At 69.6% G+C, this 13942-nt stretch carries 13 protein-coding genes; 10 read left to right on the forward strand and 3 right to left on the reverse strand.

Annotated features, from left to right (window positions below; genetic code table 11):
- The 3 genes from AC0QSG_RS08625 (at position 1) to AC0QSG_RS08635 (ending at position 4734) form a co-directional block, all read left to right on the forward strand.
- Positions 1–963: a metallophosphoesterase gene (locus AC0QSG_RS08625; RefSeq protein WP_475375072.1), complete on the forward strand. Its 963-nt coding sequence runs from the start codon at positions 1–3 to the stop codon at positions 961–963.
- A gap of 100 nt (positions 964–1063) precedes the next feature.
- Positions 1064–2929, forward strand: coding sequence for an ABC transporter ATP-binding protein (locus AC0QSG_RS08630; RefSeq protein WP_475375073.1), 1866 nt, complete (start codon positions 1064–1066; stop codon positions 2927–2929).
- Entirely contained in the window at positions 2926–4734 is a 1809-nt protein-coding gene (locus AC0QSG_RS08635; RefSeq protein WP_475375074.1) for an ABC transporter ATP-binding protein, read from the forward strand. The genes AC0QSG_RS08630 and AC0QSG_RS08635 overlap by 4 nt, the downstream gene beginning before the upstream one ends.
- Positions 4735–4830: 96 nt before the next feature.
- On the opposite strand, the gene AC0QSG_RS08640 is transcribed toward AC0QSG_RS08635, so the two are convergent.
- Positions 4831–4977 carry a hypothetical protein gene (locus AC0QSG_RS08640; protein ID WP_435727258.1) on the reverse strand — a complete coding sequence of 49 codons (147 nt, stop codon included), beginning with the start codon at positions 4975–4977 and terminating at the stop codon, positions 4831–4833.
- A gap of 158 nt (positions 4978–5135) precedes the next feature.
- Between AC0QSG_RS08640 and AC0QSG_RS08645 the strand changes: the two genes are divergently transcribed.
- Entirely contained in the window at positions 5136–6374 is a 1239-nt protein-coding gene (locus AC0QSG_RS08645) for a helix-turn-helix domain-containing protein (RefSeq protein WP_435727259.1), read from the forward strand.
- Between the two features lie 27 nt (positions 6375–6401).
- On the opposite strand, the gene AC0QSG_RS08650 is transcribed toward AC0QSG_RS08645, so the two are convergent.
- Positions 6402–7307 (reverse strand): phosphoribosylaminoimidazolesuccinocarboxamide synthase, encoded by a 906-nt coding sequence (locus tag AC0QSG_RS08650; protein WP_435727260.1) that lies wholly within the window; start codon positions 7305–7307, stop codon positions 6402–6404.
- Positions 7307–8575 (reverse strand): phosphoribosylamine--glycine ligase, encoded by a 1269-nt coding sequence (gene purD, locus AC0QSG_RS08655; protein WP_475375075.1) that lies wholly within the window; start codon positions 8573–8575, stop codon positions 7307–7309. The genes AC0QSG_RS08650 and purD overlap by 1 nt, the downstream gene beginning before the upstream one ends.
- Before the next feature lie 55 nt (positions 8576–8630).
- On the opposite strand from purD, the gene AC0QSG_RS08660 reads away from it, so the two are divergent.
- The 6 genes from AC0QSG_RS08660 to purM are packed head-to-tail and all read left to right on the forward strand — an operon-like array spanning position 8631 to position 13820.
- Positions 8631–9311, forward strand: coding sequence for a class I SAM-dependent methyltransferase (locus AC0QSG_RS08660; protein ID WP_475375076.1), 681 nt, complete (start codon positions 8631–8633; stop codon positions 9309–9311).
- A 10-nt stretch (positions 9312–9321) separates the two neighbouring features.
- A complete protein-coding gene (locus AC0QSG_RS08665) occupies positions 9322–10326 on the forward strand; it encodes an asparaginase (protein WP_475375077.1) in 1005 nt (334 codons plus the stop codon).
- Between the two features lie 17 nt (positions 10327–10343).
- Positions 10344–10727, forward strand: coding sequence for a sterol carrier family protein (locus AC0QSG_RS08670; RefSeq protein ID WP_475375078.1), 384 nt, complete (start codon positions 10344–10346; stop codon positions 10725–10727).
- A 2-nt stretch (positions 10728–10729) separates the two neighbouring features.
- Positions 10730–11059 carry a hypothetical protein gene (locus AC0QSG_RS08675; protein WP_475375079.1) on the forward strand — a complete coding sequence of 110 codons (330 nt, stop codon included), beginning with the start codon at positions 10730–10732 and terminating at the stop codon, positions 11057–11059.
- A 50-nt stretch (positions 11060–11109) separates the two neighbouring features.
- Positions 11110–12660 (forward strand): amidophosphoribosyltransferase, encoded by a 1551-nt coding sequence (gene purF, locus AC0QSG_RS08680; protein WP_475375080.1) that lies wholly within the window; start codon positions 11110–11112, stop codon positions 12658–12660.
- A 14-nt stretch (positions 12661–12674) separates the two neighbouring features.
- On the forward strand, positions 12675–13820 hold the full coding sequence (gene purM, locus AC0QSG_RS08685) for a phosphoribosylformylglycinamidine cyclo-ligase (protein ID WP_475375081.1): 1146 nt from the start codon (positions 12675–12677) through the stop codon (positions 13818–13820).
- Positions 13821–13942 lie beyond the last annotated feature (122 nt).

Here is a 13942-nt window from a genome sequence, read left to right on the forward strand (position 1 = left end):
ATGCCGGCCACGCGGGACATCGGTTCGTACGCGCGCGCCCTGGCTCGACGGGCCGCATGGGGAGCCGGAGCGGCGGCCGCCGCAGGCGGTCTCGTCGCCGGCTACGGCTTGCTGGAGCGCAACCGCTTCGGAGTCCGCCACGAATCCGTCGCTGTCCTCCCCCCGGGGATGTCGGACCTGCGCGTGCTCCACCTCTCCGACATCCACATGGTGCCGGGCCAGGAGGCAAAACGCCGCTGGCTCCGCTCCCTGGCCGACATGGAGCCGGATCTGGTGGTCAACACCGGGGACAACCTCAGCCACCGGACCGCCGTGGCACCTCTGCTCGAGGCCCTGGAGCCCCTGATGAAGTTCCCCGGCGTCTACGTTCCGGGTTCGAACTGCTATTTCGCCCCCCGCCCGAAGAATCCCTTGCGCTACCTGCGTGGCCCGTCCAAGCCGCCGTCGGACAACCCGAACATCGAACTGCCGTGGCGGGACATGCATGCCGCGTTCGGCGCCGCCGGGTGGCTGAACCTCGCCAACCGCAACCTGTCCCTTCCATGGGGGCCCCTCCGGCTGGACTTCTCCGGCGTCGACGACCCGCACCTCGAGCTCGACAGCTATGCCGGGTGGCCCCATGGGTCGGCCACCTCCGCGCTGGCGCCGCACGTGCGCATCGCGCTCGCGCACGCCCCGTACCAACGGGTCCTCGACACGTTCACCGCGGACGGCGCGGATATCATCTTCGCCGGACACACGCACGGGGGCCAGGTCTGCATACCCGGCTATGGCGCGCTGGTCAGCAATTGCGACCTGCCGACCTGGCGTGCGCGCGGCCTGACGCAGTGGGAGCTCGACGGACGTTCGGTCCCCCTGAACGTCTCCGCCGGGATCGGAACCTCCCGGTTCGCGCCGGTGCGCGTCGCCTGCCCGCCCGAGGCCGTCATCGTGACGCTGACTGCGCGCGAATCCCGGGCCTAGTTCCCCGCCCCGTTCCTGCGCCCCGCACGTCGATTGATGAACGTCAACCAGTCGGGGTAATCTTGAAATGATTGCTGCAGGCAAATAAGACGAATCGGGGATGCCGCTCGTGGTGCAACACCAGGTGGGCCATGCCGCCCACTCCAGCCAGTCTTCGCTCTTGAGTACCTTTCGCCGGTTGGGACCGCAGCTGAAACCGATACTGCCGCGCCTGGTCCTGGGATTCCTCTGCGCCCTCACCGCGGGACTGGTCGCCCTAGCCATCCCACAGGTCCTCCGTGAACTCGTGAACTCGGTGCTGCACAGCGGCGGCTCCGGACGTGCCGTATGGATCAGCGCGCTGGTCGTCACGGGACTGGGACTGCTGGAGGCGGGCCTGCTTTTCCTTAGGCGGGTCTTCGTCATCACGCCGGCGGCCCGGATCGAATCGTCGCTGCGCATCGGGTTCTTCCGGCACCTGCAGCAGCTGCCTGTCTCCTTCCACGACAAGTGGGGTTCCGGCCAGCTCCTGTCCCGCTCGATGGCGGATCTCAGCCTCCTGCGGCGCTGGCTCGCGTTCGGCTCCATCATGCTGGTCGTCGCGACCGTCACGGTGGTCGTGGGCGTGGCGCTGATGTTCAGCAGCCACTGGCTTCTGGGGTTGATCTACCTTGCCGGGGCCCTCCCCATCACCATCCGGGCCTTCCACTTCCGCAACGTGTTCCGGGACGCCAGCCGCCTCAGCCAGGACCAGGCGGGAGATCTGGCGACCGCCGTCGAGGAATCCGTGCACGGCATCCGCGTGATCAAGGCCTTCGGCCGCGGCAGGCAGTCCCTCGAGGGGTTCAGCACCCAGGCCCAACGGCTTCGGGACACGGAAATCCGGAAGGCCCGCTCGCTCTCCGGCTTCCTCATGTTCGTGGTGTCCGTTCCGGAGCTGACGCTCGGGGCCGGGTTGTTCGTCGGGATCTGGCTGGCGGCCCAGGATCAGCTGTCGGTCGGGGAACTCGTGGCGTTCTTCGCCACGGCCGCGGTCCTCGCCCAGCCGGTCGAAGGCATCGGCATGCTGCTGGGCATGACCCTGACCACCAAGACCGCGTTGGACCGGCACTTCGAGGTCATCGACACCCGGAGCGACATCGTTGCCCCCGCGCGGCCCACCACGCCGCGGAACCCGCGTGGGCATGTTCGGCTTAGCGGGGTCGAATTCAGGTACCCGGACGCGAAACCGGGCACGGCTCCCGTTCTGGCTGGCATCGACCTCGAGATCCGCCCCGGCGAAACCATGGCCCTGGTGGGCGCCACCGGAAGCGGCAAATCGACGCTCCTGCAGCTCGTTCCGCGGCTCTACGATGCCACCGCCGGCTCGGTGGAGATCGACGACGTCGACGTGCGGGACTACGACCTCGACGTCCTGCGGACCGCCGTCTCCGTCGCCTTCGAGGACACCACGCTCTTTTCGGCATCGATCCGGGACAACGTCCTCCTGGGCGCGCGCCCCGTCCCGGGACAGACCGCGGACGAGGCGCTGGCGGAGGCCATCGACGTCGCTCAGGCGGGATTCACCCGCGACCTGCCCCTGGGCGTCGAAACCGTCATCGGCGAGGAGGGACTCTCCCTCTCGGGCGGCCAACGCCAACGCATCGCCCTGGCGCGGGCGATTGCTTCCCGCCCGCTGGTCCTCGTGCTCGACGATCCGCTCTCCGCCCTGGACGTACGCACGGAGGAGAAGGTGACCGAGGCCCTGCGGTTGGTCCTGGCCGGCACCACGACGCTCATCGTCGCCCACCGACCCTCCACGGTGATGCTGGCGGACCGGGTCGCCCTGCTGGAGAACGGCCGGATCCTCGACGTCGGCACCCACTCGGAACTCCTCGATCGCAGCGACCACTACAGGTACGTCATCGCGAGCCTCGACGAACCGCCCACCGTCGAGGACGTGCTCGACGAATCCATCGACAGCGACGAAGAGGAGGCCTCCCGATGAGCAAGCCCGTCGGCGTCGCCAACGAGGACCGGATCGACTTGGACAAGACTGACCGCCTGCGCGTGCGGTCCCGTTCGTGGGCCCTGCTGAGGCTCCTTGCCTCGCCCCTGCGCCGGATGCTGGTCCTGACGGTCGCCCTGGTCGTCGTGTCCAACGCGGCCCGTGCCTCGTTCCCCATCATCATCGCCTGGGCCATCAACTGGGCGCTGCCCGAACTTCTCGCGGACCGTCCCCTGGCCCTGGGCGTCACGGGCGGGATGTACCTGGTCTCGGCCGTGCTTGCGGGCGTCCTGCTGGGCTGGTACAACCTCTGCACGGCCAAGGTCAGCCAGGCGATGCTGCTGGACCTGCGCCTGCGCGTATTCCGGCATACGCAGCGGCTCAGCCTCGAGTTCCACGAAAAGTACACGTCCGGCAGGATCATCTCGCGCCAGACCTCGGACCTCGAAACACTGCGCGAGCTGTTGGACCAGGGGGTGTCCCAACTCGTGTCCGGGATCGTCTTCGTCGTCTTCACCGCCGCGAGCGTGTTCCTGTTGGACTGGCGCAGCGGAATCGTGGTGCTCTGCGCCGCCGTACCGATCTCCGTCGTCTTCAACTGGTACCAACGGCGCTCGGAGCTCGTCTACCGGCAGTCGCGTGTCGTGTCGGCAAGGCTCATCACGTCGTTCGTGGAGACCATGACGGGCATCCGCGCCGTCAAGGCCTTCCGCCGCGAGCCGGCCAACGACGCCGCCTACACCACGGTGGCCCAGGAGTACCGGGACAACTCGATCCGCTCCATCAACCTCTTCGGCATCCTGCAGCCGTGTCTGGTGCTGATCGGCAACCTCACGGTCGCTGTGGTGCTGCTCCTGGGTGGGTTCCGGGTCATCGACGGCACACTCGCGGTCGGGACTCTGGTGGCGCTGCTACTCGCGTCCAAGCGGGTCTTCCAGCCCGTCGAGTCCATCGCCATGTTCTACAGCTCGCTGCAGGCCGCGACGGCGGCGCTGGAGAAGGTTTCGGGCCTGCTCGAGGAGGAACCGACAGTCGTCGAGCCCCAGCGGCCGGTGCCGCTCGCGACGGCGAGCGGCCACATCGAATTCTCCGACGCCGAGTTCGGCTACGGCGACGGACCGCTCGTCATGCATCGGTTCAGCCTGGACATCCCCGCCGGCCAGACGGTCGCCGTCGTCGGGCAGACGGGCGCGGGCAAGTCGACCCTCGCCAAGCTGATCGCGCGCTTCTACGACCTCAGCTCCGGATCGCTGACGCTTGACGGCGTCGAGTTGCGCGACGTCTCCAACGCCGACCTCCGCCGCGCCGTGGTGATGGTGACGCAGGAGGCGTTCCTGTTTTCGGGATCGGTCGCGGACAACATCGCGCTCGGGAAGCCGGAGGCGTCGCGCGAGGAGATCATACTGGCCGCCCGCGCGGTCGGGGCCCACGAATTCATCCTGGCCCTGCCCGACGGCTACGACACCGACGTCAACAAGCGCGGCGGCCGCGTGTCCGCGGGACAGCGCCAGCTCATCTCCTTCGCCCGCGCTTTCCTCGCCGATCCGGCGGTGCTCATCCTCGACGAGGCGACGTCCTCGCTGGACATCCCCAGCGAGCGGATGGTGCAGGACGGGCTGCACCGGCTGCTCGGGGAAAGGACGGCCGTGATCATCGCGCACCGCCTGTCTACCGTGGAGATCGCCGACCGCGTGCTGGTGGTGCACGACGGGCGCATCGTCGAGGACGGCACCCCGGACGCGCTCGTTGCCGCAGGTGGACGGTTCGCCGCCCTCCACGCCGCGTGGCGCGAGAGCCTGGTGTAACGCAAGACGCGGAGAACCTCCCCTGACCACGTGGTCCGGGGAGGTTCTCGTCGGTTGATCCGGTGCCCGGTGCCCGCTGGCACCGATCCGGTTTGCCTACTTGTGCGGCCAGTCCCCCACCGACTGAACCGTATGCGGCCAGTCCCCCACGGCCTGCGCGTCGTGTGGCCAGTCCCCAACGGCCATGATGCCCACCCCGGCCAAGGCGGTTGCGGCGGCAAGCGCTGCGATGAACTTTTTCATGGTTCTCCTTCTGGAGCTCAGAGTTTCGGTCGATCAAGTGGCGAAGCACTTCACATTCATTGTAAATTGACCCGAACACGTTTCGTCAAGGGCTGGTAGGGTCGGCTTTCAGCGAAGATGGATTTGACTGGAAATCCACATGAATCAAGGGGGAACCATTGGGCATCAAATTCGGAGAGAAACTCCGCCACGCGCGTCTGAAACAGAAGCTGACGCAGGCGCAGCTGGGCGCGGGCAAGTACTCGACGAGTTACATTTCCCTTCTGGAAACCGGTAGCCGCGAACCGACCGCGGACATCATCACGGAGTTGTCCGGCCGGCTGGAGATCGACCGCGAGGTCATGGAGTCCTGGAACACGCCGGTCTCCGCCGACGAGGCCGAATTCGTGCTACTGGAGCACCGCGCGCGGCAGTCCTGGACGGCCCGCGAATACACCGACGCCGAGGCCACGGCCACGGAGGCGGCCGCCGTCGCCCTGCGCCTGAAGAACTCCAGCGCGTGGTGGAACATGATGTTCCTCCGCGCCGAGTCGCTCCGCGACCAGGGCCGCCACGACGAATACCGCGCCGCCGCGGAGGAGGTCCTGGCGCACCCGCTGACGGACGAGTCGCTGGCCCTGAAGGTCCGGGCCGAGACGCTGGTCGCCAACGCCTACCTGGGACTGGGCAAGCTACACATCGCCGTCGACCACGCGCTCACCGCCGTCGCACTGGGGAAGGACCTCCCCGGCGACTCGCTCATCTACATCGGCGGGCTCTTCTCGCTCATCGCCTCGCTGGCGGAATCGGGCCAACTGGACGAGGCCTGGAAGACCTGCGAAACGCTCTCCGAGGCGGTCGCGTCCGGCTCGCCGAGCCAGACGGCCGGCAACGCGTACTGGGCCATCGGCAACGTGGCGTTCAAGCGCCAGGACATCGCCTCCGGACTGGCGAACCACCAACTCGCGGCGCAGCGGCTGCTGCCGGCCAGCGACATCGAACTGTGGGCCCGGTTCAACAAGGCGTCCGCCTCCATGCGGCTGTCCGCGGGCGTGGTGGAGGCGGAAACGCTGGAGTGCATCGAGAAGGCCGAACTCGCCCTCAGCGTCATCGGCGGCAACCCGGCGGAAGCTTTGGAGCTGCGCCTGATCCGCGCCCGCTGGCTGCACCTGAACGGGCAACCCACCGAGGCGCTGGAGCAGCTCGGCCCGGTGGACGAGGAACGCGGGGCCCTCTCGCAGCACCTGCAGGGCGAAGTCGACCTGCTCACGGCCCGCTGCCTCGTCGCCACCGGCAAGGGCAAGGACGCGCTGGCGCACCTGGCCACCGCCCAGACGGCCTTCGCCTCCGCGGGGTCCCCGGACCGCGCCTCGCTGGCGATCGAGCTCGCGACCGAGATCCGCTCGGCGAACCGCTAGGAACCGCCGGCTGCGCCTCTCCTGGCGTTAGGCCGTGAAGCGCTCCCCGGTGATGCGTTCGTACGCCTCCACGTAGCGCGCTCGGGTGCGCCGGACGACGTCGGGGGGCAGAGCCGGCGGCTCCTGGCCGGAGGCCTTGTCCCAACCGGACTCGGGACCCGTCAACCAGTCGCGAACGTACTGCTTGTCGAAGGACGGCTGCGCGCGGCCCGGCGCGTAGGCCTCCGCGTCCCAGAACCGCGAGGAGTCCGGCGTCAGGACCTCGTCGCCGAGCGTGATCTTCCCGCTGTCCGGGTCGATCCCGAATTCCACCTTCGTGTCGGCGAGGATCACTCCGCGTTCGCGGGCGATCTCCTCGGCCCGTGTGTAGAGCGCCAGCGTGAGCCGCCGCAGTTCCCCGGCGGCGTCGGCGCCGATGCGCTCCTGAACTTGGGCGTAGGAGATGTTCTCGTCGTGCTCCCCCACCTCCGCCTTGGCCGAAGGGGTGAAAATCGCCGGCCGCAGGCGCGATCCGTCGACGAGGCCCTCGGGCAGCGGCAGGGAACACACGGTCCGGGACTCGCGGTACTCCAGCAAGCCCGTGCCGGTCAGGTAGCCGCGGGCGATGCATTCGATCGGGAACATGTCCAGCTTGCGGCACACCATCGCCCGGCCGGCGACGGCCTCGGGAACATCCGTGGAGATCACGTGGTTGGCGATCCCCTCCAGTTGGCGGAACCACCACAGGCTCAGCTGCGTCAGGACCTTGCCCTTGTCCGGGATCTCGGAGGAGAGCACGTAATCGTAGGCGCTGATCCGGTCGCTGGCGACCACCAGCACGCGATCCGCGTCCGCCTGCGTGGAGCCGGCCGGGACGTAGAGGTCGCGCACCTTGCCGGAGTAGACGTGGGTCCAGCCCGGCAACTCGCGCGTCTGCGTGTCGAGACCGGCCATCAGAGCGCCCCGCCCCGCGCTGCCTTGAGCGCGATGTCACCGCGGTGCTGGCCACCCTCGAGGGTGATCAGGTCCATCCCCGCGTAGGCTGCGTCCCGCGCGGCGTTCAGGTCCGTGCCCAGGCCGACGACGGCGAGGACACGACCGCCCGCCGAGACGACCTCTCCGGCGTCGTTCCTTGCCGTTCCGGCGTGCAGGACGCTGACGCCCTCCAACGCGGCGGCGTCCTCGAGCCCGGAGATCGGGTCCCCGACCACGGGCTTGTCCGGATAGTTCGCGGACGCGAGGACGACGCCGACGGCGGACTCGGTCCGCCAGCGCAACGTCTCGGCGTCGTCGAGCGACGCCGTTGACGCGGCCATGAGCAGACCGCCGAGCGGGGTCTTGAGCCGGGCCAGAACGGCCTGCGTCTCCGGGTCCCCGAAGCGCGCGTTGAATTCGATGACGCGGATGCCGCGACCGGTGATCGCCAAGCCGCAGTAGAGCACGCCCACGAACGGAGTCCCGCGGGACTCCATTTCACGGATGGTCGGGTACGCGACGCGTTCCATGACCTCGTCGACGAATCCCTCCGGCAGCCACGGAAGCGGCGTGTAGGCGCCCATGCCGCCGGTGTTCGGGCCGGCGTCGCCGTCGTGGATGCGCTTGAAGTCCTGCGCGGGCGCTAGCGGGACGGCATGCTTGCCGTCCGAGATGACGAACAGCGACACCTCCGGTCCGTCGAGGAACTCCTCAATCACCACGGTGCCGCCGGCGGCGAAGCAGGCCTGGGCGTGGGCGAGCGCCTCGGCGCGGTCCTGTGTGACCACCACGCCCTTTCCGGCGGCCAGGCCGTCGTCCTTCACGACGTAGGGGGGCCCGAAGGCATCCAGCGCGTCGGCGGCCTCCCCCGCGTTCTCGGCGACACGGGCCATGGCGGTGGGCACGCCGGCCTCGGCCATGACCTCCTTGGCGAACGCCTTCGAGGCCTCCAGCTGCGCGGCCGCCCGGGACGGACCGAACACCGGGATATCCGCCGCCCGCACCGCGTCGGCGACGCCCGCGGCCAGCGGGGCCTCCGGGCCCACCACCACCAGGGAGGAACCGAGCCCGCGAGCCAACGCGACGACGGCCGCGGGGTCCTGGGCGTCGATGGCGTGCACGGGGACGTCGGCGGCGATCCCGGCGTTCCCGGGTGCGCAGTGCACCTCGGAGACATAGGGGTCTGCCAGCAACGCACGGACAATTGCGTGTTCGCGGCCACCGGGGCCGATAACGAGTACCTTCACGATCCCCCAGCCTACCGGGGCGCACGGCCCGGCGCCGGGGCGTTACGCTGGTCCCGTGCGCAAGGAAACGTTGTGGGAAGCCAAGGTCCGTGAGAATCCCGGGCACTCCCAGTGGTACATCGACCGGTTTGCGGCCCTGCGCGACGAGGGCGCCGACCTGCACGGCGAAGCCCGGCTGATCGATGCGATGGCAGCCCGCGGGAGCCGCATCCTGGACGCCGGCTGCGGTCCCGGCCGCGTCGGCGGGGAGCTGGCACGGCGCGGGCACCGGGTGGTGGGCGTCGACGTCGACCCCACTCTGGTCGCCGCCGCCGAACGCGACCACCCCGACGGACGCTGGCTGGTCGGCGACCTCACCGAGCTGGACGCCGTGCTGGCCGCCGGCTCCCCCGCGGACCGCGCCGGCGAACCCCCCGTTGCGGATCCCCACGGCCCCTTCGACCTGATCGTCTGCGCCGGCAACGTCATGGCGTTCCTCGCCCCCGGGTCGGCCCCCGAAGTCCTCGCCGGCTTCGCCTCCCGTTTGGCGGTCGACGGGCGCGCAGTGGTGGCGTTCGGCGCCGGACGCGGCTACGACTTCGACGCGTTCCTGGACGACGCCGCCCGCGCGTCGCTGGCGGTGGACGCCACGTATTCGACGTGGGACTTGCGTCCGCTGGCTGCCGATTCCGATTTCCTGGTCGCGATACTGTCCCGGGGTCCCTCCGCCGAGCCCGTGGAGCCCGGAAGTCACTAGACTGGTCGGCATGCCAGAAACCTTTTCCTCGGCGGACGCCGTCGACCTTGCCTTCGTCGAGCGCAACGGGTTCATCGAGTCGCGGCACCGCGGCTCCGCCGTCGTGCTGGACGGCGACGGCGACGTGGTCGCGGCCCTCGGGGACATCGACGCGCCGGTGTTGCCGCGCTCCTCGCTGAAGCCGTTCCAGGCGCTCGCCTCGATGCAGTCCGGTGTCCCGCTGCGTGGCGCCGAGGTGGCGCTGGCCTGCGCGAGCCACGTCGGCAGCCGCGAGCACATGGACCTGGCCGCGACCATGCTGGCCAAGGCCGGGCTGTCCGAGGCGGACCTTCAATGCCCCGAGGCGTGGCCCGGACGCGAGGAAACCCGCAACGAGCTGGTGCGCGGCGGGCACGGCAAATCCCGTCTGGCCTTCAACTGCTCGGGCAAGCACGCGGCCTTCCTGTGGGCGTGTACCGAGAACGGCTGGGACACCACCACCTACCTGGATCCCAAGCACCCCCTGCAACGCCGCGTCGTCGAGGTCGTCGAGGACTACGCCGGCGAAAAGATCGCCCACCTGGCCGTCGACGGCTGTGGAGCCCCGGTCCCGGCGATCTCCCTGCGCGGCCTGGCGCGCGCCGCCGGGCGGCTCGCGAAGTCCCCGGGCAACAAGCACGCCGATGCGCGCGCGGCGACGATCGCCACGGCCATGCTCGACTACCCGTGGGCCGTCCATGGCCACGGCGAGGAAAACACGGTGGTCATGGAGGAGCTCGGCGTCATCGCCAAGCTCGGCGCCGAGGGCGTGCTGATGCTGGGCACGGAGTCCGGCCACGCCTGCACCCTCAAGATGCTCGACGGCAACGGCCGCGGCGCCACGCTCGTCGGCCTGACCCTGCTGGCGAACGCCGGCGCCATCGACGTCGGTCGCGTCGCTCCGGTGCTCGAATCCGTCGTGAAGCCGATCCTCGGCGGCGGGGTGCGCGTGGGCAGCATCCGCCTGGCCGCCCCCGTGATGGAACTGCTGGACTAGCGGCGGGGAGACGCAGGATGGGTGTACGACGCCGGATCGCCGCCGAGGCGGGCCGTGGGGCGCTCCGCGTTTGGCTCGCGGCCGCGCCCGCGGACCGTCCGGCGCTTCCGCGGAACGTCACCGCGACGGCGGTCCGGTACGCGCTCGAGGAGCTCTCGGCCGTGGCGGAGGGGAATTCGGTGGAGGTCCGCGTGCCGCCGTTCGGCGTCGCCCAGTGCGTGGAGGGTCCGCGGCACACCCGCGGAACGCCGCCCAACGTCGTCGAGATGCCGGCCCAGACCTGGCTGGCGCTGGCGACGGGATCCGCGTCGTGGGACGACGCACGCGGATCCGGCGCGGTGGGCGCCTCCGGCCTCCGGGCGGACCTGTCCGCGCACCTGCCCCTGTTCGGTAAACTTTAGGCATGGATTCACCGCAGCAGGACCCCCAGCACACCCCCCGGCCGGTCCCGCCGAACGGCTCCGTCGAGGTCCGACTGCGGCGCGCGCCGAAGTTCTGGCCGTTCGTCGGAATGGGCGCCGCACTCGGGATCCTGGTCGCCATCGTCTCCGCCTTCACGGGCCCCGAGAGCGCCGAGTTCACGCGCAACACGGTCGCCGGCTTCCTCTCCGTCTACTACGGGATCGCGGGCGTCCTGGTGGGATGCGTCACCTACCTCATCGTGGACCGCGTGACATCCAAGCGGGACCGCCGAACCACCGCGGTGCCGGTGGACGAACCAGAGGAACGCTAGGACCTACCCGAATGCGCCGCACCCCGTCGCCCCGTGAGAGAATGGACCCCATGGCGCGTGGTGACGGAATGCTTTCTCATGATCTCTTGCCCAACGAAAAGGGCCCGCAGGACGAATGCGGTGTCTTTGGCGTGTGGGCCCCCGGCGAGGACGTCGCCAAATTGGCGTACTACGGCCTCTATGCGCTGCAGCACCGCGGGCAGGAGTCCGCGGGCATCGCGACCTCCGACGGCCAGCGCATCAACGTCTACAAGGACATGGGCCTGGTCTCCCAGGTCTTCGACGAGAACACGCTGAACTCGATGACCGGCCACATCGCGGTTGGCCACTGCCGCTACTCGACCACCGGGGCGAGCCACTGGGCCAACGCCCAGCCGACCCTTGGCGCGACGTCCGAGGGAACGGTGGCCCTGGCCCACAACGGCAACCTGATCAACTCCGCCGAGCTCATGGACATGGTCGTCGCCGAGCAGGGCGCCAAGTTCCGCGGCGAGCTCGCGCAGGGCAACACCACGGACACCGCGTTGGTCACCGCGCTCATGCGCGGAGAGGAGGGCACCTCCCTCGAAGAGACCGCCATGGAACTGCTGCCCAAGCTCCAGGGCGCCTTCTGCTTCGTGTTCATGAACGAGGGAACGCTCTACGCGGCCCGCGACCCCCACGGCGTCCGCCCCCTGGTGCTCGGGCGGCTCTCGCGCGGCTGGGTGGTCGCCTCCGAGCAGTCCGGCCTCGCCACGGTCGGCGCCAGCTACATCCGCGAGATCGAGCCGGGCGAGCTCATCGCCATCGACGAAGACGGCATCCGCTCGCGCCACTTCGCTCCGGCGACCCCCGCGCACTGCGTCTTCGAATACGTCTATCTGGCCCGCCCGGACGCCTCCATCAACGGCAGATCCGTCTACGAGTCCCGCGTGGAGATGGGCCGCCAGCTGGCCCGCGAGAACAGCGCAGAGGCCGATATCGTCATCCCCGTCCCGGAGTCCGGGACCCCCGCCGCGATCGGCTACGCGGAGGAGTCTGGCATTCCCTTCGCCCACGGCTTCGTGAAGAACGCCTACGTGGGCCGCACGTTCATCCAGCCCTCGCAGACGCTCCGCCAGCTCGGCATCCGGCTGAAGCTCAACGCGTTGGAGCCCGTGATCAAGGGCAGGCGCGTGGTGGTCGTCGACGACTCGATTGTGCGCGGCAACACGCAGCGCGCCGTGGTGCGGATGCTGCGCGAGGCCGGCGCGGCCGAGGTACACGTCAAAATCTCCTCGCCGCCGATCAAGTGGCCGTGCTTCTATGGCATCGACTTCGCCTCCCGCGCGGAGCTGATCGCCAACGGTGCCGCCGTGCACGAGATCACCGCGTCGATCGGCGCCGATTCCCTGGCCTACATCTCCCAAAACGGCATGATCGAGGCCACCGAACAGCCGCGCGAGCGCTTGTGCACGGCGTGCTTCACCGGCGAGTACCCGATCAAGCTGCCCACGTCCGACCGGTTGGGAAAGAACCTGCTGGAGCGGTCGATGGACAGCAGCGACGGCTGCGACCCGGGACCGGACGCCGAATTCGAGGCATCGCTCACCCCCGCCGACAAGACCCCCAGCACCAAGTAAAGGACGCCTGCCTCATGACTTCCTCCACGCCCGAGCAACCGACCGGCATCACCTACGCGTCCGCCGGCGTCGACGTCGAAGCCGGGGACCGCGCCGTCGAACTCATGAAGGGTGCCATCAAGGCCACCCACAACGACTCGGTGCTCGGCGGCGTCGGCGGCTTCGCCGGCCTGTTCGACGCGTCCCGCCTGCTCACGTACACCAGACCCCTGCTGGCCACCTCGACGGACGGCGTCGGCACCAAGGTCGCGATCGCGCAGGCCATGGACATCCACCACACCATCGGCCACGACCTGGTGGGCATGGTCGTGGACGACATCGTGGTCGTCGGCGCCGAACCGTTGTTCATGACCGACTACATCGCGTGCGGCAAGGTGGTTCCGGAGCGCATCGCGGACATCGTGCGCGGAATTGCCGAGGCGTGCACCATCGCGGGCACCGCACTCGTCGGCGGCGAGACGGCCGAACACCCGGGCCTGCTCGGCGAACACGAGTACGACGTCGCCGGCGCCGCCACGGGCGTCGTCGAGGCCGACGCGCTGCTCGGCCCCGAACGCGTCCGCTCGGGGGACGTGGTCATCGCGATGGCTTCCTCGGGAATCCACTCCAACGGCTATTCGCTGGTCCGCCGCGTCATCAACCACGCCGGATGGGCACTTGACCGCGAGGTCTCCGAGTTCGGGCGCACGCTCGGCGAGGAACTGCTGGTGCCGACCAAGGTCTACGCCGCGGACTGCCTCGACCTGATCCGCGCCCTGAATGTCCCGGGCGCGGCCCCCCTGCACGGCTTCAGCCACGTCACCGGAGGCGGCCTGGCCGCCAACCTGGCGCGCGTTCTCCCGCAGGGTCTCATGGCCACGATCGACCGCTCCACGTGGGAGCTGCCCGCCATCTTCAAGCTCGTCGCCGAGCTCGGAGGGGTTCCGCAACCCGATCTGGAGCGCACGCTGAACCTGGGCGTGGGCATGGTCGCCATCGTCGAGGCGTCCGCCGCGGACGCCGCGCTGGCACGCCTGAACGAACGCGGAGTCGCCTCCTGGGTCATGGGCACGGTCGGCGCTGTCGATCCCTCCGGCGCCTCGGCCGGGCCGGACTTCGTCCAGGGCGCCAAGGGCGTCGACGGTGGCGCCGTGCTGCTTCGGGGCGCCTACGCCTCCTAGATAATCAAGCGCAGTCCCCCACTGGCCCGGCATCCTGGATGGTGCCGGGCCCGCGGCCTGTCCTGCCGGAATCCGCCGCGGCAGACTAGGCACATGGGAAGCTACGTTCTGGTGGTCTTCAT

The sequence above is a fragment of the Arthrobacter sp. LT660 genome (genome assembly GCF_056172845.1).

What these genes read in the sequence shown, in the direction of transcription:
- AC0QSG_RS08625 (WP_475375072.1), top strand. Translation starts at nt 1, where the DNA reads ATGCCGGCCACGCGGGACATCGGTTCGTACGCGCGCGCCCTGGCTCGA.
- AC0QSG_RS08630 (WP_475375073.1), top strand. Translation starts at nt 1,064, where the DNA reads ATGCCGCTCGTGGTGCAACACCAGGTGGGCCATGCCGCCCACTCCAGC.
- AC0QSG_RS08635 (WP_475375074.1), top strand. Translation starts at nt 2,926, where the DNA reads ATGAGCAAGCCCGTCGGCGTCGCCAACGAGGACCGGATCGACTTGGAC.
- AC0QSG_RS08640 (WP_435727258.1), bottom strand. Translation starts at nt 4,977, where the DNA reads ATGAAAAAGTTCATCGCAGCGCTTGCCGCCGCAACCGCCTTGGCCGGG.
- AC0QSG_RS08650 (WP_435727260.1), bottom strand. Translation starts at nt 7,307, where the DNA reads ATGGCCGGTCTCGACACGCAGACGCGCGAGTTGCCGGGCTGGACCCAC.
- AC0QSG_RS08665 (WP_475375077.1), top strand. Translation starts at nt 9,322, where the DNA reads ATGCCAGAAACCTTTTCCTCGGCGGACGCCGTCGACCTTGCCTTCGTC.
- AC0QSG_RS08670 (WP_475375078.1), top strand. Translation starts at nt 10,344, where the DNA reads ATGGGTGTACGACGCCGGATCGCCGCCGAGGCGGGCCGTGGGGCGCTC.
- AC0QSG_RS08675 (WP_475375079.1), top strand. Translation starts at nt 10,730, where the DNA reads ATGGATTCACCGCAGCAGGACCCCCAGCACACCCCCCGGCCGGTCCCG.
- purF (WP_475375080.1), top strand. Translation starts at nt 11,110, where the DNA reads ATGGCGCGTGGTGACGGAATGCTTTCTCATGATCTCTTGCCCAACGAA.
- purM (WP_475375081.1), top strand. Translation starts at nt 12,675, where the DNA reads ATGACTTCCTCCACGCCCGAGCAACCGACCGGCATCACCTACGCGTCC.